Raw genomic sequence first — 18,803 nt, 5'->3', positions numbered from 1 at the left:
GGTGGGGCCCAGCCCTCGGATCCCAGCCGCGGACCGTGCCGGACTCGTCTCCCCCGCAGCTGGAGGCGAGCCCGAGTCCATCGGATGGCTCCGAGGCGATCGGGGGTCGTGCAGTGTCTATTTGAACACACAAAACTCAGAATCAGGTCAGGTAGCGCTGAATATCGGCTGAAAATTCAATCACTGTGCGGGGGGCGCAGCACGTACCCCACCCCGCGGAGGGTGTGGATGAGCCTCGGCTCGGCCGTGTCGACCTTCCGGCGCAGGTAGGAGACGTAGGACTCGACCACTCCGGCGTCGCCGCCGAAGTCGTAGTTCCAGACGTGGTCGAGGATCTGTGCCTTGGACAGCACCCTGCCGCTGTTGACCATGAAGTAGTGCAGGAGCTTGAACTCGGTGGGCGACAGCCGCACCGGAACGCCGGACCGCCAGACCTGGTGCGCCTCCTCGTCCAGCTCCAGGTCACCGACCTGGAGGCGGGCCGGCAGGTCGAGGTCTCCCCTGGTACGCCGGAGCACGGCCCGGATGCGGGCGAGCACCTCCTCCAGGCTGAACGGCTTGGTCACGTAGTCGTCGGCCACGCGCAGCCCGGCGACCTTGTCGTCGGTACCGTCCCGCGCGGTGAGGAAGAGCACCGGCAGCTGCCCGCTCATCTCCCGCAGCCGCCCGGCCACGGCGAAGCCATCCATGTCGGGCAGCATCACGTCCAGCACGACGAGGTCGGGGCGGATGCGCTCGGCGAACTGCACAGCCTCCCGACCGTCCACCGCGGTCACCACCTCGAACCCGGACAGTCGCAGGCTGGCCGAGAGCAGCTCCCTGATATTCGGTTCGTCGTCCACGACCAGCAATCGGGCTTCCACTCTGTCCAGCACCCCCTGAGGCTCGCTCACCTCTCTGGAACGAAGCTCAGCCGAAGCTGAACGTTTCCTGGGAACCGGCTCACCGTCGGCCGCCCCCCTCGTTGATCGCGGTCGCGCTGACCGAGCCGTCCTCGGCCCTGGCTCCCTGTACGACCACCGTGCCACCGGGCTTGAGGTCCGCGACCCTGCCCTCCTTGGTGAGGCGCACGGACGTCTCGTCCGTGGTGTTCACCGTCACGACGGATCCGTCGGCCGTCTGGAGGTAGACCTTCTCGCCCTCCACCCGCTGCACGGTGCCGACGGTCATGCCGCCCCGGCCGCCACCGCCCTGCCCCGGCCCCGACCCCGGCCCCTGGCCACCCTGCTGCCCGTTTCCAAAGCCGCCGGGACCCACACCCTGCCGCATCGCGGCTCCCGGGACACCGGTGGGACCGGACGTGCCACCCGTCGCCTTCTGCACCTGGATGCCCACGATCACCCCTGCCACGAGCATCACCCCGGCGCCCAGCACGAGGGTGAGCGTGGACAGCCGGCGCGGCGGCCGGGCCGCCAGCTCGCTGTCCAGGTCCCCCCGGAACGGGGAGCCCTCCAGGGATCTCCCCGCCGGGACCGTCTCGTCGGCGTTGCCGCCCATGTCTCTCTCCTTGCCTAAGCCGTACGGGTCACTCGTGGCGCAGGGCCTCGATGGGCCGGAGCTTGGCCGCCCGGTTGGCCGGGTAGCCGCCGAAGAACAGCCCGATGCCCACCGAGACGCCGAGGGCCAGTGCGATCGAGGACGGTACGAGCACCGGTGAGATCCCGGCGATCGTGAAGCGGGTGCCGGCGAACGCGATCGCGACGCCCAGCAGGCCGCCCACCAGGCTCAGCACCGTCGCCTCCAGCAGGAACTGGCCGAGAATGGCGCTCCTGGGCGCGCCGATGGCCTTTCTGATGCCGATCTCCCTGGTCCGCTCGGTGACGGTGACCAGCATGATGTTGGTGATGCCGATGCCGCCGACCAGCAGGGAGATGGCGGCGACCGCACCGAGCAGGGCGGTGAAGATCCCGATGGTCGAGCTGACCGTCTCCTGCAGGGTGGCCTGGTTCAGGATCCGGTAGTCCGCGGTGCCCGTCGGGGTGATGCCGTGCCGCTGGTTGAGTACGGCGGTGACCTCGGCCTGCGCCGAGTCGGTGGCGTCCGCACCGGTCGCCTGCACGATGATGGAACCGAGCGCGCCGAACCCGGTCAGGCTCTGCTGCACGGCGGGCAACGGCACGATGGCCACGTCATCGGCGTCCTGCATGCCCGTGGAGCCCGACTCCTTGAGCACCCCGATCACGGTGAACGGCACGCCTGAGACGCTGACCGGCTTGCCGACCGGATCGGCGGTGCCGAACAGCCCCTCGGCCACGGTCCGCCCGATCACCATGACCTTCCTGGCGGTGATCACGTCGTCGTTGACGAAGTAGGTACCGCTCTCCACGGGCTTGTTCGTCGCCTCGAAGTAGCTGGGGTAGGTGCCCACGAGCTGCGCGATCGTATGGCTGGCGCCCTCGTGGACCGCGGCGGCCGAGTTCGCGGTCACCACGGGCGACACGCTCCGTACCGAGGGCACCTGCTCGTGGTCGGTCAGCGCTCTGGCGTCCTCCAGGGTGAGCGGCCTGGCCTGGGTACGCGGGCCGGCGTTCTGTCCCGCGCTCACCCGGCCTCCCCCGGCGCCGCCGAAACCGCCACCGCCTCCACCGCCCCCGGCGAAGGACGCCGAGATGGTGAGGGTGTTGGCGCCGAGCCGCTGGATGGACTGCTGGATGCTCTGTGAGGCTCCCTCGCCGAAGGCGACCAGCAGGATCACGGCCGCCACCCCGATCAGGATGCCGAGCGTGGTCAGGAAGCTGCGCAGCTTGTTCGCGGCCAGCCCGCGGAGTGCGAACCGCAGGATCTCCAGTTGGCTCACGCGATGACCTCCGGCATGCGGGGCGGGAGCCCGTCGACGGGGGCCTGGCGGCGGTCCTCGATGATCCGGCCGTCCACCAGACGGATGACCCGCTTGGCGTGAGCGGCCACGTCATCCTCATGGGTGATGATCACGATCGTCCTGCCTGAGACGCTGAGCCCGTCGAGGATGCCCAGCACGTCCTCGGTGGAGGCGGTGTCGAGGTTGCCGGTCGGCTCGTCGGCGAGGAGGAGGGCGGGCGCGGTGACCAGCGCCCTGGCCACGGCCACCCGCTGCTGCTGGCCACCGGAGAGCTCGTTCGGCTCGTGGCGGACCCGGTCGGAGAGACCGACCTGCTCCAGGGCCGCCAGGGCGCGGGCCCGCCGGTCCGCGGCGCCGACCCCGCCGTACGCCATGGGCAGCTCGACGTTGGCGAGCGCGCTCATCCGGGGGATGAGGTTGAACGACTGGAAGACGAAGCCGATCTTCCGGTTGCGGAGCACGGCGAGCCGGCGCTCGTCCAGCGAGCCGACATCGGTGCCATCGATGCGGTAATCGCCCGAAGTGGGCACGTCCAGGCAACCCAGGATGTTCATGAGCGTGGACTTGCCGGACCCGGAGGCGCCCATGATGGCGACGTAGTCGCCCCGTTCGACGCTGAGCGAGACACCGCGCAACGCCCGGACCTCGGCGTCTCCTCGGCCGTACACCTTGGTGATGTCCTTCAGGGAGAGGACGGGGACGGTCATCTGCCGGCCCCTCCCCCGCCGCCGAAGCCGCCACCGCCGCCGATACCGCGACCGCCGCCCCCGCCCCCGAAGCCGGGGAAGCCGCCCTGCTGGGTGGTCCCGGTGGCCGCCGGGCGGACCACCTGGTCGCCCTCGTTCAGCCCGGATTTGATCTCGGTGAGCGTGTCGCCCTTGACCCCGACCTCCACCTGGACGGGCACCTGCTGCCCGTCGCGCAGGACCATCACCGTGCTGCGGGAGCCCGTGGTGGAGATCACCGTGGAGGAGAGCGCGAGCACGTTCTCCACGCTCTCGACGACGACCCCGACCGTGGCGGTCTGGCCCAGCCTGACCTCGTCCGGCACCTCGGTGAAGGAGATCGTCACCGGGTACTGGACCACGTTGTTGCTGGTGGTGGCGGTCGGCTGGATCTGGGTGACCTTCCCGGCCGCGGTGACGCCGTTGAGCGCGTCGAACCCGATGGAGGCCGCCTGGCCGACCTTGAGCCGGGTGACGTCGGACTCCGTGAAGGTGCCGACGAGTTGGAGCCTGCCGGTGTCCGCGATGTCGATGAAACCGCCCGAGCCGCTCGCCGCACCGCCGGAGGAACCCGCACCGGCCGCGTTGCCCGAGTTGCCCGCGCCGCCGGTGTTTCCGGTGTTTCCGGTGGCCTTGGCGGAGGCGCCCGAGGAGCCCCCGACCGTGCCGTTGACCGCGGTGACCGTACCGGAGAACGGCGCCTTGATGACCGTGCCGTCCACAGCGCGCTTCGCGGCCCGGTAGGTGTTCCTGGCCGTGATGTACTGGGCGTAGGCCGCGGCGGTCGAGGTGTCGTCGTCCGCGGTGTCGAGGGCGGCGGCGGCCGCGTCCAGGCTCTCCTGCGCCGAGTCGTCGTCCAGTCTGGCGAGGATCTGGCCCTTGGTGACCTTGTCCCCCACCTTGACGTAGATCTTCTCGACGGTACCGCTCGATGCGAAATCCAGCGCCCGCGCGCGGGCGCTGGCCACGGTCCCCGAGGCGGAGACGGAGGCGGAGACGGAGGCCCGGGTCACCTGCACGGTCCGCACCGCGGCGTCGGCGGATGAGGCCTCGCCGCCGAGGGAGGAGTAGGCGATCACCGCTCCGCCCAGCAACAGGACCCCGAGGGTCCCGTTCACGATCAGCGCTCCGCGCTTGGTCGACAGCTTCACAGCGCTCGACCCTGGCGTACCAGGCTTGGGCCTACCCCGACAAAGGCTGAAGATTTCCTGTAGACCGTGTCGTACCGCTCAGGATGCACAGCAAACCTTCAGGCACCTGTGAGCATGCTGTGAATCAGACGGTCCAGGATTGTCCGCCATGAGACCGACCCATCTGTCGAAGAACCTGCGCGTGGGAGGGCTTGCCCTCGCCGCCCTCGTCCTGGTGGGCGCGGGCGCGATCGTCGTGCTCGACGGCGGCTCCGACCAGGCTCCCCGGGTGGAGTTGGCCTCCGCCAGGCGCGGGACGGTGACCGCCGCGGTGTCGGCCGCGGGCAACACCGTGGACGACGGCACCCGGGACCTGGCCTTCGGCGGATCGGGAACGGTCACGAAGGTCTATGTCAAGGCCGGGGACAAGGTCAGCAAGGGGGATGTGCTCGCCAGGATCGGCTCCGCACCCGCACGCGAGCGTTACACCGCCGCGAAGGCGCAGCTCGCGGCGGCCGAGGAGGCGCTGGAGGAGGCCGGAAGCACGACCGGAAACACAGCGGGGGACGCGGCAGGCGGAGCTCCCCAGCAGCAGCAGCAGCAGTCGACACCGGGCCAGACCGGGACCGGCCGGTCCGATCCCGCCGGGCAGACCGGATGCGAGCCCACCGCGACGCGGCCTCCGGGGGCGGGCGCCACCCCCGCACCGACCGGGACGAGCGCCCCGGCCCCGGCGCCCGAGCCGACCGGAGCGGAGCGGGAGGTACGGGTCGTCCCGGCCGCTGGTATCGCACCCGCCGGATACCGCCTCATGACGGCACCGGTCACCCCGACGCCCGTACCTGACCCGGCGCGCTCCTCCACTACGGCCGCCGCGCTCACCCGGACCTCGCCCGCGACGCCCACTCCCACCCCGTCAGCGGCGGGACAGCCGGGGGACGACTCTCCCCAGCCCGCCCCGACGGTCACCGTCACCGTGACGGCCGCTCCGACGGTGACGGTGACGGCCACCGCGACGGTCACCGTGACCGCGAGGCCGGACGGTGGCGGGCCGCCCGCGACCACGGAGCCGGTGCCCACGGCCCAGCCCTCCGGTCCGACGACCGGCCCGGGTGGGCCCGCAGGACCGACGGCCCACCCCGGCCCGACAGCCGCCCCCACCGGCGTGGCCAAGCCGACGGCGACCGCCAGGCCCACCACCGTCAGGACGCCGACCCCCGGACCCACCGGATGCTCCACCCCGAAGCCGGGCGCGAACACCGGCGCGGGTGCGAACACCGGCGCAGGTGCGAACGCAGGCGCGGGTGCGGGCCGGAACTCCGGGCAGGCCGCCAAGCAGGGCACCGCCCCGAACACCGTCCCGAACACCGGACAGAGCGGCGGGGCCGGGCGGGGGACGCTCAGCGTGGAGCAGGCCGAGGCCCGCGTGAAGCAGGCCCAGGCGGAGCTGACCGACGCCAAGGAGGAACTGGCGGGCGTGCGGATCGTCGCTCCCGCCGACGGCACCGTCATGTCCGTGGCCGGCGCGGTCGGCGACAGCGCGGGCACCGGGACGTTCCTCACCCTGGGGGACCTGGACGAGCTTCAGGTGGAGGCGCTGTTCACCGAGTCGGACATCGGCAGCCTGGAGCTGGGCCAGCAGGCGGCGATCACCCTGGCCACCCGGCAGGGGAAGCGGTACACGGGCACCGTGACCGGCATCGCCCCCACCGCGACCACCACGGACCGCCTGGTGAGGTACGGCGTCACGATCGCGTTCGACGAGCCCCCGGCGGACCTCATGGTGGGCCAGACCGCCTCGGTCACCGTGACCGTCGCCAAGTCGGCGGAGGCTCTCTACGTCCCGGCCCAGGCGGTGAGGACCAGTGCGGGGGTCTCCCGGGTCACCGTGCAGGGCGGCGTCGAGCGGGTCGTGGAGACGGGCGTCCGGGGCGACCAGTACGTCGAGATCACCTCAGGGCTGGCCGAGAACGACCGGGTGGTACTGCCCGGCGGCGCGGCCGGCGGGGAGTTCCCCGACAGCAGCTGGCCGGAGGCCGGCACCGGCGCCCGCTGAGCCCGGACGACCACCGCCGGCACGAGAGCCGGGGTGGGGCCGCCACACCCCGGCCCCACCCCGAACAGACTGCGTCGTACCGGACGGGAGGTCAGTCGGACTCGGGGGCGAGGGGAAGAAGCACCCGGAACGTCGCGCCCTTGCCGAGTTCCGAGTCCACGGCGACGCTGCCGCCGTGGGCCTCGACCATCGCGGCCACGATGGCCAGGCCGAGCCCGCTCCCGCCGTCCTCGGGGGCGCGGCGCCCCCGGGCGGAGTCGACCCGGTAGAACCGCTCGAAAACGCGTTCGCGCTGCTCGGAGGTGAGGCCGGGCCCCTCGTCCGCGACCTCGATGACGGCCATCCCGTCATCGGCGGAGAGCGCCACCCGCACGGGGGTCCGCTCGGGAGTGTGGGTGAGCGCGTTGGTCATGAGGTTGCCCACGACCTGGCGGAGCCGTACCTCGTCGCCGGAGACGATGAGCGCGGAACCGTCCACCGAGAGCGTGACCTCGCGCTCGGGGGCGAGGATGCGGGCGTCGTGGACGGCGTCGGCGGCGATGGCGAGCAGGTCGACCGGGCGCATGACCAGCGGCCGTTGCTGGTCCATTCGGGCGAGCATCAACAGGTCGTCGACGAGCAGGCCCATCCTGACCGCCTCGGACTCGACCCGGCGCATCAGCGGCGCGGCGTCGATTCCCGGCCCCTGCCGGTAGAACTCGGCGAACCCCCGGATCGAGGTCAGCGGCGTGCGGAGCTCGTGCGAGGCGTCCGCCACGAACCTTCGCATGCGCTCCTCCGACCTGCGAGCCGAGGACTCCGACTCCGAACGGGCCCGAAAGGCGGTCTCGATCTGGGCGAGCATGCCGTTGAGCGACCGGCCGAGGCGGCCCACCTCGGTGCGCGGGTCGGCATCGGGGACCCGGCGGCTCAGGTCTCCGGCGGCGATGGCCTCGGCGGTGCGCTCGATCTCCTCCAGCGGGCGCAGGCTCCTGCGGATGATCAAAATCCCGGCCCCGGCGAGCATCAGCATCAGACCGCCACCGCCGAGAAGTTCCACCAGCGCCAGCTGGCCGACGATCTGCCGGACCTCGGCCATGTCCACGGCGGCGACGAGATTTCCACCGCCGTTCAACGGGACCGCGCGAGCTCGCCAGTCGCCGCTGTCGAACGGCCGGTTGTCCTGGCCCTGAGGCACCGACGGCCCCGGCTTGCCCTCCACGTCGGCGCCGCTGTAGACGTCGAAGGTCCTGCCGCTGGAGCCGCGGAGCTCCAACCTCGCGTCGGGCGACAGCGGCTTGCCGATCGGTATGACTCCCCGGTTCATCCGGCGCAGCGCGGTGTCGACCATCATGTCGATCTGGGTGTCGACGCGGTCGATCAGGTAACCACGCATGATCGAGACACTGCCGATCCCGATGAGGGTGAGCGCGATCGTCAGCAGGGCCAGGATGACGGCGATCAGCTTCACCCGCAGCGGGGTCGCGTTGAGCATCACGGCGTCGGCGGCAGGCGCAACACGTATCCGACGCCACGCAGCGTGTGGATCAGCCGCGGGTCCGTGTTGTCGATCTTGCGACGGAGCACGGAGACGTAGGACTCCACGATCCCGACATCGCCCCGGAAGTCGTAGTCCCACACGTGGTCGAGAATCTGGGCCTTGGACAGCACCCGCCCCGCGTTCGCCATGAAGTAGCGGAGCAGTTTGAACTCCGTGGGGGACAGTGCCACCGCCTTGCCCTTGCGCCACACCTCGTGGCTCTCCTCGTCGAGCTCGACGTCCGCGAAGTTGAGCCGGGGCTGGCGGGGGGCGAGGTCGCCGGAGCCGGTACGGCGCAGCACCGCCCTGATCCGGGCCACGACCTCCTCCAGGCTGAACGGCTTGGTCACGTAGTCGTCCCCGCCCAGGGTCAGCCCCCGGATCTTGTCCTCGGTGGCGTCGCGCGCGGTGAGGAAGACCACGGGGGTGTCGCTGCCACCACCGCGCAGACGCCGTACGACGTCGAAGCCGTCCATGTCCGGGAGCATCACGTCAAGCACGATGAGATCGGGCCGGTGCCGCTGGACGGCGGCGACGGCGTCCGTGCCGTTGCCCGCCGTGTTGACGCCGAACCCGGCGAACCTCAGGCTCGCGGCCAGAAGCTCAAGGATGTTCGGCTCGTCCTCGACGATCAGCAGACGTGCCTCGGGTGAGTCGGTCACTGGTCTATTTTCACCGGCCCACATGAGAAAGCAGTTAACTGGTCAACACAGAGGCTAACCCCACAATATGTCTGGCAATGGCCAGGCTGGAGGTTGCCGCCGGTGAGGGGGCGTTGCGCACGAGGGCGACGCGGCCGTGCACGTCGATCGCGAAGTCGTCCAGCATGCCGCCGGAGGCGTCCACGGCCTGTGCGCGAACGCCGCCGGTGGTCCTGACCAGGTCGGCGGCGGTCAGGGCCGGGACGTAGCGGCGCGCGGCCTTCAGGAACGACCTCCTGCCCATCGAACCGGTCACCTCCCTGATCCCGGTCCGCCAGTGCCGGGCGGCCAGCCGCCGGGTGCCACGCCAGGCCAGAATCCGGCCCAGCTCCACCAGGTCGACGTCCCGCCAGGAGTAGCCCTCCAGCGCCAACGCCATGACCGCGTTGGGGCCGACCAGCACCTCACCGTCGATCCTGCGGGTCAGGTGCACGCCGAGGAACGGGTAGCGGGGGTCGGGAACCGGGTAGACGAGCCCTCGGACCAGGTCCTTCGCCGCGCCGGCCAGCGCGTAGTACTCACCGCGGAAAGGGACGATCCGCACGTCCCCGGCGGCCTTGACCATCCGTGCGACGGTGTCGGTACCGAGCCCGGCACAGACGATCAGCCGGTCGAAGCTCAGCGTCCGCTCCCCCGCCAGGACCTTCACCCCGCTCGCGGTCTCCCGTACCGCGCGCACCGGGTGTGAGAGCAGCACCGATCCGCCGTTCTCCTCCACATCCGCGGCCAGACGCCTGGCGACGGCGGGGAAGTCGGCGATCGCGGTGCGCGGGGAGTGCACGGCACCCGTGCCGACGGTGTGCGGCTCGACCTCCCGCAGGGCCAGCGCGTCCAGCTCGGCGATGCCGGGAACCCCGTTCGCACGGGCCCGCTCGGCGATCCGCCGCAGCTCGGGCCGCTCGGCCGAGGTCGAGGCGACGACGAGCTTGCCGACCTCGTCGTAGGGGATACGGTGCTCGGCGCAGTACTGCCGCAGCAGTGCCACGCCCTCACGGCAGAGCGTGGCCTTGAGCGAGCCGGGCCGGTAGTAGATCCCGGCGTGGACGACGCCGCTGTTGTGCCCGGTCTGGTGGGCTCCGACGCGGTCCTCCTTGTCCAGCACCGTCACTCTGGCCCCGCGGGTCAGCGCCACCTCCCTGGCCACGGCCAGACCGACGATCCCCGCACCGACGACCCCGACGTTCATCGCCACCCCCCACCCACACCTCGACCCCGGCACCCATCGCCGACACCCACCCACAAACCGGCCACGGCCAGACCGACGTTCATCGCCGTCCCCCGCCCACACCTCGACCCCGGCACCCATCGCCGACGCCCACCCGCGAACCGGCCACGGCCAACCCGACGTCCATCGTCGACTCCTGACTGTGAGGTGGTCACCGCCGCCACCCCTGTCGCGCTGGAGGGATCGCGTTACCGCGTGACACTACCCGCCAGCCTGCCGACCTTGTCCAGACCGAGATGCCCTTCCTGCGCCAGCCAGCGCAGCGAGTCGGTGACGGTCTCCTGGACCGGCCGCAGCCCCACGCCGAGCGCCTCAAGGGTCGGGGTGTCGTACGCGCGGACCATCGTGACCATCATCTCGACGGCGTCCCTGGTCAGCGGGTAGTCGATCTCCTTGATCAGTTTCATCGCGTCGACCACGGCCGCCGCGCCGCGCAGCACCGAGCGGTGGACCCGGAACCTCCGGCAGCGGTTCCCGGTCACCTCGTCGCAGACGTCGGCGAGCTGCGCCCAGGTGAGGTAGTGCCCGCCCAGCATGAACCGGCGAGGTCCCCGCCCCGGTTCGAGGCAGCGGGCGAGTATGAGAGCCAGATCCCGTACGTCGACGACGCCGACGCCACCGGCGGTGATCGGCCATCCCTGTTCCAGCCCCGCGCGCAGCCCGTCCATCAGCGCGTCCAGCGCGGGCTGGCACGGTCCGGCGACCGCCGCCGGGTAGACGATCGTGACCGGCATCCCCTGTTCCTGAAGCCGCCTGGCGTAGTGCTCGGCGGAGATCTTGCTTCTGCCGTACTCGTTCCTCGGCGTGGAAAGCGGACTCTCGGTCGTGATCACCGGGCCGGTCGGGGGCACGAAGACACCGATGCTCGAGATGTGCACGACCGGGTCGAGACCGAGTTCGACGGCCTGCCCGAGGACGTTCTTCGCTCCGGTCACATTCGTACCGGCCAGGTCACCGACACGGCCGATGACCCCGATTTCCGCGGCGGCGTGAATGACCGCGTCACACTGTTCGAGCCCGTCCCGCACGGCCGCAGTGTCGCGGATATCGGCCCTGTGCAGGGGAACCGGATCCGTCACCCCGACACCGGCCAGCACTTCGCGCGTTCTCTCTGGATTGCGTATGAGAAGAAGCGGCTCGTGCCCGTCGGCGAGAAGCGCGGCGACCGCATGCGAGCCGACGAAACCTGATGCCCCGGTTACCAGAACGCGCATCTTCGAAAGTTATCGGCAATCCTCACTGGAAGAGAAGGGATAACCCCTCTGGTTCTTAACCATCATTGCCTATTGCCGGAAATCCATCCGGGACGGTTGAGGAATACCCGAATATGTCAGGGCAATAAATCTGGATGCGGTCATTCATCTTCGGCATGGGGTCACGTTCCGGACCGGTCGGCGGCACGGGAGACGAGCGATGGTCCTCGTAGCCGTTACGCACATGTCTCCCGCCCGTCGCCCACCCCGGCGGTCCGGCGGGGTATACCTTGATCAGGTCGGACGACAGCCGAAACCGACAGCTTCACCGGGTGGAAATGCGAGGCGATGAGCAGAGAACTCTCCATCGGCGTCGACCACCACGAGCGTGCCGGCTGCACCGTGATCAGCGTCGCGGGCGATATCGACCGTAACTCCAGCGAGCTACTCAGGGAGACCATCGAGCGGCTGGTCTCCGAATACCACCCCCGTATCGTCGTCGACGCCCAGAAGATCACTTTCTGCGACTCCACCGGGCTGCGGGTGCTTCTCAGCGGCGTGCGCATGACCTCGGAGGCGGGCGGCTGGTTGCGGCTGGCGGAGGTGTCGGACGTCCTGGAACGTCTTCTGCAGATAACCGGGCTGTACGCCTGGTTTCCCATCGACGCCGACGTGGCGGCCTCCCTGTCCCACACCTCCCCCCACCACCCACAACTTCCCGACTGAACCAGCCAAGACGGCCCGATCACCTCTCAGCAGACGTTGCGGACGATCAAACTGGCCCACACCTCCCCCCACCACCCACAACTTCCCGACTGAACCAGCCGAGACGGCCCGATCGTCTCTCAGCGGGTGTTACGGGCGATCAAGGTGATGGTGCCCGTCGCGCCCGCGGCGATGGCCAGCCAGAGAAGCACGGCCGAGGTCGGCACCCCCGCGTCCTCGCCGGTGTCGCCCTGTTCGGCCTTCGCCCCGGCGACCGGCGTGGAGGCCAGTTCGGGATCCGGCGTGGGAGCCGGTGCGGGAGCCGCCCGCCGCAGGGCGGTCGTGGGTTCCGGAGCCGCCTCACGGAGAACCTCCTCGGGCAGCGGCACCTGGTAGACCGGGCTACGCTTCCCCTCGCTACCGGTCAGCAGGTACCTGCCGTCACGCGTGTAGGTGATCGACTCGGCCTGCTCCAGCTGCGGCATCGTCACCCGGGTGATCTGTTCGCCGGGAGCACGGTAGACCGTGGCGGAGAAGTAGGTCCGGATCACGAAGCTCGACCCGTCGGGAGCGTAGGCGGCGTCGGTGGCCATGATGGGCGCCGGGCCGACCTTGCGGAGCACGTTGACCCTGTCGGTGCGCAGCCGTTTCGGTGCCTCGTAGACGGCGCCGGCGAACTGCTTGGTCACGATGTAGAGGCGCCCGGTGCGGGGGTTCACCATGACGCCCTCCGCGTTGTGCCCGCCGTCCTCGTAGCGGAAGCGGTAGCGCACGGCGGGGACGACGGCGTCGCTCAGCACCGTGGGCTCCGCGACCTTGTATACCGAGATATCGGGCCAGGCCCCGTCGAAGTTGTCGCCGATGTCCGCGAACCAGAGCACCCCCCGGCCGGTCTTCTGGTCGATGGAGGCGGCCATGCCCTCCCAGTCGCGGGCCTCCGCCCCCCGCAGGGTGAAGGTCGCGCGGGTCTGACCGTTGGGACCGACCGCGTAGAAGACCGGCCCGGCGCCGCTGTCGTTGTGCGTGTAGTAGACGTCCTCGTGGGTCGGCGAGACCGCCAGCCCGCTCGACTCGCTGATCCGGCTGTCCTTGAAGCGAAAGAGCATCCGCTCCTCACCGTCCGCCCGCACCCCCTGCCCCGCGCCCTGACCCGCGTCGGCCCATGCCGCCCGCCCGTCGCCCACCGATGCGCTCTGCCCCGTGAAGGCCATGGCCGCGGTCAGGCCGACCACCGCGAACGCGCGAACCAAGACTTCCCCCGGCTTACTCAGCATCCAGCCATCATGCCCCGGCGGGACCGGCGGGCAGCACAGACGCGACGGGGCCGGCCGACACGGATTTCCCCGCTGATTCCTCTCGCCTGGAGTGCACTCCAGGTATTTAGTGTGGGGCGCATGGAATACACGCAGCTTGGCCGTACCGGCCTGAAGGTCAGCCGCCTCTGCCTGGGCACGATGAACTTCGGCCCCTTGACCTCGGAGGAAGACTCCTTCGCGATCATGGACCACGCCCATGAGCTGGGGATCAACTTCTTCGACACGGCCAACGTGTACGGCTGGAAGAAGGGCGAGGGCATCACCGAGAAGATCATCGGCCGATGGTTCGCCAAGGGAGGCGAGCGCCGCGAGAAGACGGTGATCGCCACGAAGCTCTACGGTGACATGGGCGACTGGCCCAATGAGGGTCGCCTGTCCGCGCTCAACATCCGGCGCGCCGCCGACGCGTCGCTGAAGCGGATGCAGACCGACTACATCGATCTCTACCAGGCACACCACATCGACCGGAACACCCCGTTCGAGGAGTTCTGGGAGGCCATGGACATCCTCAAGCAGCAGGGCAAGATCCTGTACGTGGGGTCGTCCAACTTCGCGGGCTGGCACATCGCCAAGGCCCAGGAGAGCGCGCGGCGGCGCAACACTCTCGGCCTGGTCTCCGAGCAGTCCCACTACAACCTGATCGTCCGCGCCCCCGAGCTTGAGGTCATCCCGGCGGCCGAGGACTACGGCCTGGGTCTGATCCCGTGGAGCCCGCTCGCGGGCGGCCTGCTCGGCGGCATCCTCAAGAAGATCGACAAGGGCCGGTCGGCCTCGGAGCAGATCACCGCCCAGTTGGAGAAGCACCGCGACAAGATCGAGCGCTACGAGGCGTTCGCGGACGAGCTCGGTGTGGACCCGGCCAACCTCGCGCTGGCCTGGCTGCTCCACCAGCAGGTCGTCACCGCGCCGATCATCGGGCCGCGCACGCTCGACCAGCTCGACGGCACCACCAAGGCGCTGGAGATCGCGCTGGACGAGAAGGCCCTGACCCGCCTGGACGAGATCTTCCCCGGCTTCAAGACGGCGCCGGAGGAGTACGCCTGGTAGGCGGTGCCCGAACGGTGACCCCCGCGAGATCGCCGGGCAAGCCGCCGGTGGGCGGCCAGAGCCCCTGTCCCGCGGATCTCGCCGTGGCCAGGCTCGGTCAGCGGGCCTCTCGTGAGGCGCGGTGACCGACGAGGCCCCGCCTGCAGATCCAAGGGACACGGGGCCTAGGACACGAGTGCGCCGATCACCACGAGGAGCACGAGAAGCACGAGCACCGTGGGCAGCAGCCAGCGACGGGGACGATCCACGCCCTGGAGCCTAGCCCTGCCCACGAGGTGCCCGTGCCGCCAGGTCCCATTCCTCAACCGTTTCGTAGCGAACCCTGGCTCCGAGGTTGCTCCGTATCAGGTGCACCGTCTCCAGTTCCCACTCGGTGCCGGAGAACGGCCCGAACGCCTCGACCAGGGGACCGATGTCCGTCTCGGGGCGGCATCTGGCCAGACTCAGATGCGGTGTGAACCTCCGGTGCTCCGCCTGTCCGGCTCCGGCGCGGCGCGCCCCGGCCGCCACGGAGTCGGCCAGGCGGCCCAGCCGGGGGAGGTCACCGCACAGCCCGGTCCAGAAGACCCGGGCCCTGCCCGCCGAGGGAAACGCGCCGGCGCCGGCGAAGGACAGCGTCATCGGAGCGTGCCGCGCGGCCGCCCTGGCGAGGCGCGTCCGCAGCTCGGGCAGCACCCGGTCGGGCACCTCCCCCAGGAACGCCAGCGTCACGTGCCAGTTCTCCGCGTCCAGCCAGCGCAGCCCCGGCCATCGCACCAGGTGAGGTTCGAGGGCGCGGACGAGCTCATCACGCGCCGGCGCCGGCGGCGGTAATCCCACGAACAGCCGCATGCGACCTCCTGCTGATCAGCCTTGTCAGCATTGTCGCCGCAGCGGCGCCGATCAGGGTGAGCACCCCGCCGATCACGACTCCGGTACGCACCCCGCCCAGCTCGGAGATCCAGCCGAGCAGCGGCGCGCCGAGGGGGGCTCCCCCGGTGAACACGAGCACGTAGATCCCCATCACCCGGCCGCGCATCTCCGGCGAGGTGGCCAGCTGCACGCTGGCGTTGGCCGCGGTGTTTATCGAGATCAGCGCGACGCCGGTGGGCACGAGCAGGATCAGGTAGAGCGGATACCAGGGTGCCAGGCCGCTGGCGATCTGGAACAGGCCGAACGCGACGGCGCCGCCGACCAGCAGGCGCCTGCTCGGCTTGACCCGCCGCGCCGCCACGAGGGCACCCGCCAGCGCTCCGACCGCGAACATGCTGGAGGCGAGCCCGAACGAGGAGGCCCCGGCCCCGAAGACCTCGCGCGCCATCAGCGCTATCGACATCGAGAACGACTGCGTGAACATCGAGACGAAGGCGATCAGCAGTATCGGCATGAGCAGCTCGGAGCGCTCCATCACGTAGCGCAGCCCCTCGCGGAGCTGGCCCTTCCCCCTGGGAACCGGTTCCGGGGTGGTCAGCTGGGAGGTGCGCATCAGCAGCAGCCCGCTGAGCACCGCGGCGAACGACACGAAATTGATCAGAAAGATCGGGCCGGTGCCCCCCAGCGCGTGGATCAGGACACCGGCGACGGCCGGGCCGACCACGCGGGCCAGGTTGAAGCTCGACGCGTTCAGCGCGATCGCGTTGGACAGGTCCTTGCGGCCGACCATCTCGACGACGAACGCCTGCCGGGTCGGTATCTCGACACAGGCGATGAGGCCGAGCATGAAGGCCATCACGTACACCTGCCAGACCTGGGCCGAGCCGGTCACGGTGAGCACACCCATGGTGAGCGCGAGCAGGCCCATCAGCGACTGGCAGACGATCAGCAGCGACCGTTTGGGGTAGCGGTCGGCGAGCATGCCGCCCCAGAGGCCGAACAGCAGCAGCGGCAGGAACTGCAGCGCGACGGTCAGGCCCAGCGCGGCGGCGCTGCCCTTCGTCAGGTCGAGCACCAGCCAGTCCTGCGCAGTGCGCTGCATCCAGGTGCCGACGTTGGAGACCACGCCTCCGGCCGCGAACAGCCGGTAGTTGTAGACGCGGAGCGACCGGAACATCCCGTCCCGCGTCTCGGGCACGGCCTGGGCCGATCCGCTCTCGGTGGCCTGGAGCTCGTTCACGGTGGCGGCCCTCGCGGCCCGCCGCCGCATCCGCGCCCGCAGTCCGAGCCTTCTCCTGGACTTTCCGCCTGGCACGGCGGACGCCCCGGCGTCACTCGGGACCGCCGGGGCCCCGGGTTCCTCGGGGTCGGCTAGATCCGGCTGAGCTTCTCCAGTATCGGGGCCGCCTGCCTGAGCGTCGCCCTCTCCTCGGGTGTCAGCTCCTTCAGCTGCCGCGTCAGCCACGCCTCCTTGAGACGGCGCTCCTCCTTCAGCAGCGCCGAACCCTGGTCGGTCACGCTCACGGTCACCTGGCGCCGGTCGGTCGGGTGCGGTGTACGCGACACCAGCCCCCGCTCGACCAGCACGGCGATCACGCGGGTCATCGAGGGCGGTTGCACCTTCTCTAGATCGGCCAATTCTCCGGGGGTTATCCCGGAATGCCGTTCCACGGCGGCGAGGGTCGCGAGCTGGGTGGGCGTCAGCGAGTGCACCGCGGCCTGCCTGCGCAGGCGCCTGTTCAGTCGTGCCAGAGACACGCGCAGGGCCGAAGCCAGACCGGCGTCGCTTCGCAGGATCGCGACGTGGTCCTTCCTGGGATGATTCGTTATCATAAGTCATTACCTTTGCTAACTATATACGACTGCACGTGATTCCCTCCAGGGGTTTACTTCTCGACGCGGGCCGTACGGCGCGCCGGACGGCCAGGGCTCGCCAATCTTGGCGTGAAGCAGTCGCCCTTGACACGCGAAAGCCGCCACGGCGACCGACATGGGTCGAGCACCGTGACGGCTTCCGCGCCGACTCTCAGCCCAGGTTGAGCAGGGCCTTGATCGGGCCGAGGGCGAAGTAGACGGCGAACAGCGCCGCGACGATCCACATCAGCGCGTGCAGTTCGCGGGCCTTGCCCTTGATCAGCTTGATCAGCACGAAGGTGACGAAGCCCGCGCCGATACCGGTGGCGATCGAGTACGTGAACGGCATCAGGACGATCGTGAGGAACGCCGGGATGGCGATCTCGTAGTCGGTGAAGTCGATCTCCCGGATCGAGGTCATCATCAGGAAGCCGACCACGACCAGGGCGGGGGCGGCGGCCTCGTAGGGGACGACGGCGACGAGCGGTGAGAAGAAGATCGCCAGCAGGAACAGGGCGCCGGTGACGACGCTGGCGAGGCCGGTGCGCGCGCCCTCGCCGACACCCGCGGCCGACTCGATGTAGGTCGTGTTGGAGGAGACGGAGGCCGCGCCTCCGGCCGCCGCACCGATCGAGTCGACGAGGAGGATCTCCCTGGTCCTGGGCAGGGTGCCGTCCTCCTTGACCAACCCGGCCTGGCTGCCGACGCCCACGATCGTGCCCATGGTGTCGAAGAAGTCGGTGATCAGCAGGGTGAAGATGAGCAGCAGGGCCACGATGACCGAGACCGAGCCGAAGGCACCGATCGGGTCGAACTCCGCGAACAGCACCAGCGGGTTGTGGAACCCGAAGATCTCCTTGGGCATTTCCGGAACGACGAGCTGCCAGCCCGCCGGGTTGGGGTCCTGGCCCGGCACCGTCGCGGCGCCGACCTTGGTGACGGCCTGGACGATGATCGCGAGAACCGTCGTGGCGACGATGCCGATCAGGATGGCGCCCTTCGTCTTACGCGCCACCAGCACCACCATCAGCAGCAGGCCGACCACGAAGACGAAGATCGGCCAGCTGGCCAGCGAACCCGCGATGCCGAGTTCCAGGGGCGGCCCCGCGGCCACCCGGCGGACGAAGCCCGAGTCCACGAAACCGATCAGGGCGATGAACAGGCCGATGCCGACGCTGATCGCGGTCTTGAGCTGGGGTGGGATGGCGTTGAACACGGCGGTGCGGAACCCGGTCAGCACCAGGATCCCGATGATCACGCCCTCCAGGAACACCAGGCCCATCGCCGACTCCCAGGACATCTGCGAGGCGATGCCGAAGGTGACGAAGGCGTTCAGGCCGAGGCCCGCGGCCATCGCGAAGGGGACCTTGCCGATGACCCCCATCAGGATGCTGAGCACTCCCGCCACAAAGGCGGTACCGGCCGCGACGAGCGGGACGTTGGGCACACTTCCGTCGCCGATGAACTGGCCCTCGACGTCCGGGACGGTAGCGATGATCAGCGGGTTGAGCACGACGATGTAGGCCATCGTGAAGAACGTGGCGAACCCACCACGCACCTCCCGACCCACGGAGGAGCCCCGGTCGGAGATGTGGAAGAAACGGTCAAGTCCACTTATTTGGGAGGTTTTACTATCTTTCACTCACGCAGAGTGACAGCGAG

At 69.9% G+C, this 18,803-nt stretch carries 17 protein-coding genes; 3 read left to right on the top strand and 14 right to left on the bottom strand.

Annotation, left to right across the window (positions count from 1 at the left end; translation table 11 throughout):
- Window positions 1-176: 176 nt before the first annotated feature.
- Genes ABT061_RS12395 through ABT061_RS12375 form a run of 5 tightly spaced genes read right to left on the bottom strand, consistent with a single transcriptional unit; the run spans window position 177 to window position 4,694 of the window.
- Window positions 177-893 carry a response regulator transcription factor gene (locus ABT061_RS12395; RefSeq protein WP_350915675.1) on the bottom strand — a complete coding sequence of 239 codons (717 nt, stop codon included), beginning with the start codon at window positions 891-893 and terminating at the stop codon, window positions 177-179.
- A 49-nt stretch (window positions 894-942) separates the two neighbouring features.
- Entirely contained in the window at window positions 943-1,497 is a 555-nt protein-coding gene (locus ABT061_RS12390; protein ID WP_350915673.1) for a hypothetical protein, read from the bottom strand.
- 28 nt (window positions 1,498-1,525) lie between these two features.
- Window positions 1,526-2,797 carry an ABC transporter permease gene (locus ABT061_RS12385; RefSeq protein WP_350915671.1) on the bottom strand — a complete coding sequence of 424 codons (1,272 nt, stop codon included), beginning with the start codon at window positions 2,795-2,797 and terminating at the stop codon, window positions 1,526-1,528.
- A complete protein-coding gene (locus ABT061_RS12380) occupies window positions 2,794-3,525 on the bottom strand; it encodes an ABC transporter ATP-binding protein (RefSeq protein WP_350915669.1) in 732 nt (243 codons plus the stop codon). Before ABT061_RS12380 ends, ABT061_RS12385 begins: the two co-directional genes overlap by 4 nt.
- Entirely contained in the window at window positions 3,522-4,694 is a 1,173-nt protein-coding gene (locus tag ABT061_RS12375; RefSeq protein ID WP_350915667.1) for an efflux RND transporter periplasmic adaptor subunit, read from the bottom strand. The genes ABT061_RS12380 and ABT061_RS12375 overlap by 4 nt, the downstream gene beginning before the upstream one ends.
- A 148-nt stretch (window positions 4,695-4,842) precedes the next feature.
- Between ABT061_RS12375 and ABT061_RS12370 the strand changes: the two genes are divergently transcribed.
- Window positions 4,843-6,729, top strand: a complete 1,887-nt coding sequence (locus ABT061_RS12370; RefSeq protein ID WP_350915665.1) for an efflux RND transporter periplasmic adaptor subunit — start codon at window positions 4,843-4,845, stop codon at window positions 6,727-6,729.
- Window positions 6,730-6,820: 91 nt separating this feature from the next.
- Here ABT061_RS12370 and ABT061_RS12365 read toward each other — a convergent pair whose 3' ends face one another.
- The 4 genes from ABT061_RS12365 to ABT061_RS12350 form a co-directional block, all read right to left on the bottom strand.
- Window positions 6,821-8,203 (bottom strand): sensor histidine kinase, encoded by a 1,383-nt coding sequence (locus ABT061_RS12365; RefSeq protein ID WP_350916149.1) that lies wholly within the window; start codon window positions 8,201-8,203, stop codon window positions 6,821-6,823.
- Window positions 8,203-8,934, bottom strand: coding sequence for a response regulator transcription factor (locus ABT061_RS12360; protein ID WP_350915664.1), 732 nt, complete (start codon window positions 8,932-8,934; stop codon window positions 8,203-8,205). The genes ABT061_RS12365 and ABT061_RS12360 overlap by 1 nt, the downstream gene beginning before the upstream one ends.
- Before the next feature lie 10 nt (window positions 8,935-8,944).
- On the bottom strand, window positions 8,945-10,135 hold the full coding sequence (gene lhgD, locus ABT061_RS12355) for an L-2-hydroxyglutarate dehydrogenase (protein WP_350915662.1): 1,191 nt from the start codon (window positions 10,133-10,135) through the stop codon (window positions 8,945-8,947).
- A 227-nt stretch (window positions 10,136-10,362) separates the two neighbouring features.
- Window positions 10,363-11,388, bottom strand: coding sequence for an NAD-dependent epimerase/dehydratase family protein (locus tag ABT061_RS12350; protein ID WP_350915660.1), 1,026 nt, complete (start codon window positions 11,386-11,388; stop codon window positions 10,363-10,365).
- A gap of 327 nt (window positions 11,389-11,715) precedes the next feature.
- On the opposite strand from ABT061_RS12350, the gene ABT061_RS12345 reads away from it, so the two are divergent.
- On the top strand, window positions 11,716-12,093 hold the full coding sequence (locus ABT061_RS12345) for an STAS domain-containing protein (RefSeq protein ID WP_350915658.1): 378 nt from the start codon (window positions 11,716-11,718) through the stop codon (window positions 12,091-12,093).
- A gap of 119 nt (window positions 12,094-12,212) precedes the next feature.
- Here ABT061_RS12345 and ABT061_RS12340 read toward each other — a convergent pair whose 3' ends face one another.
- Entirely contained in the window at window positions 12,213-13,346 is a 1,134-nt protein-coding gene (locus ABT061_RS12340) for a hypothetical protein (RefSeq protein ID WP_350915656.1), read from the bottom strand.
- A 120-nt stretch (window positions 13,347-13,466) separates the two neighbouring features.
- Here ABT061_RS12340 and ABT061_RS12335 point away from each other — a divergent pair, with 120 nt between their 5' ends.
- The gene (locus tag ABT061_RS12335; RefSeq protein ID WP_350915654.1) at window positions 13,467-14,435 is read left to right on the top strand and encodes an aldo/keto reductase; all 969 of its coding nucleotides are present in this window, start codon (window positions 13,467-13,469) and stop codon (window positions 14,433-14,435) included.
- A gap of 258 nt (window positions 14,436-14,693) precedes the next feature.
- On the opposite strand, the gene thpR is transcribed toward ABT061_RS12335, so the two are convergent.
- The 4 genes from thpR to ABT061_RS12315 form a co-directional block, all read right to left on the bottom strand.
- Window positions 14,694-15,266, bottom strand: a complete 573-nt coding sequence (gene thpR / locus ABT061_RS12330; protein WP_350915652.1) for an RNA 2',3'-cyclic phosphodiesterase — start codon at window positions 15,264-15,266, stop codon at window positions 14,694-14,696.
- Complete coding sequence (locus ABT061_RS12325) at window positions 15,223-16,527, bottom strand: MFS transporter (protein WP_350915650.1); 1,305 nt, start codon at window positions 16,525-16,527, stop codon at window positions 15,223-15,225. Before ABT061_RS12325 ends, thpR begins: the two co-directional genes overlap by 44 nt.
- Before the next feature lie 131 nt (window positions 16,528-16,658).
- A complete protein-coding gene (locus tag ABT061_RS12320) occupies window positions 16,659-17,120 on the bottom strand; it encodes a MarR family winged helix-turn-helix transcriptional regulator (RefSeq protein ID WP_350915648.1) in 462 nt (153 codons plus the stop codon).
- Between the two features lie 193 nt (window positions 17,121-17,313).
- Complete coding sequence (locus tag ABT061_RS12315) at window positions 17,314-18,783, bottom strand: NCS2 family permease (protein WP_350915646.1); 1,470 nt, start codon at window positions 18,781-18,783, stop codon at window positions 17,314-17,316.
- Window positions 18,784-18,803 lie beyond the last annotated feature (20 nt).

The organism is Streptosporangium sp. NPDC002544, from assembly GCF_040295965.1.
In the GTDB taxonomy this organism is placed as follows: domain Bacteria; phylum Actinomycetota; class Actinomycetes; order Streptosporangiales; family Streptosporangiaceae; genus Streptosporangium.
The sequence above is the reverse complement of the archived record's forward strand: the minus strand, read 5'-3'. Positions and strand labels throughout refer to the sequence as shown.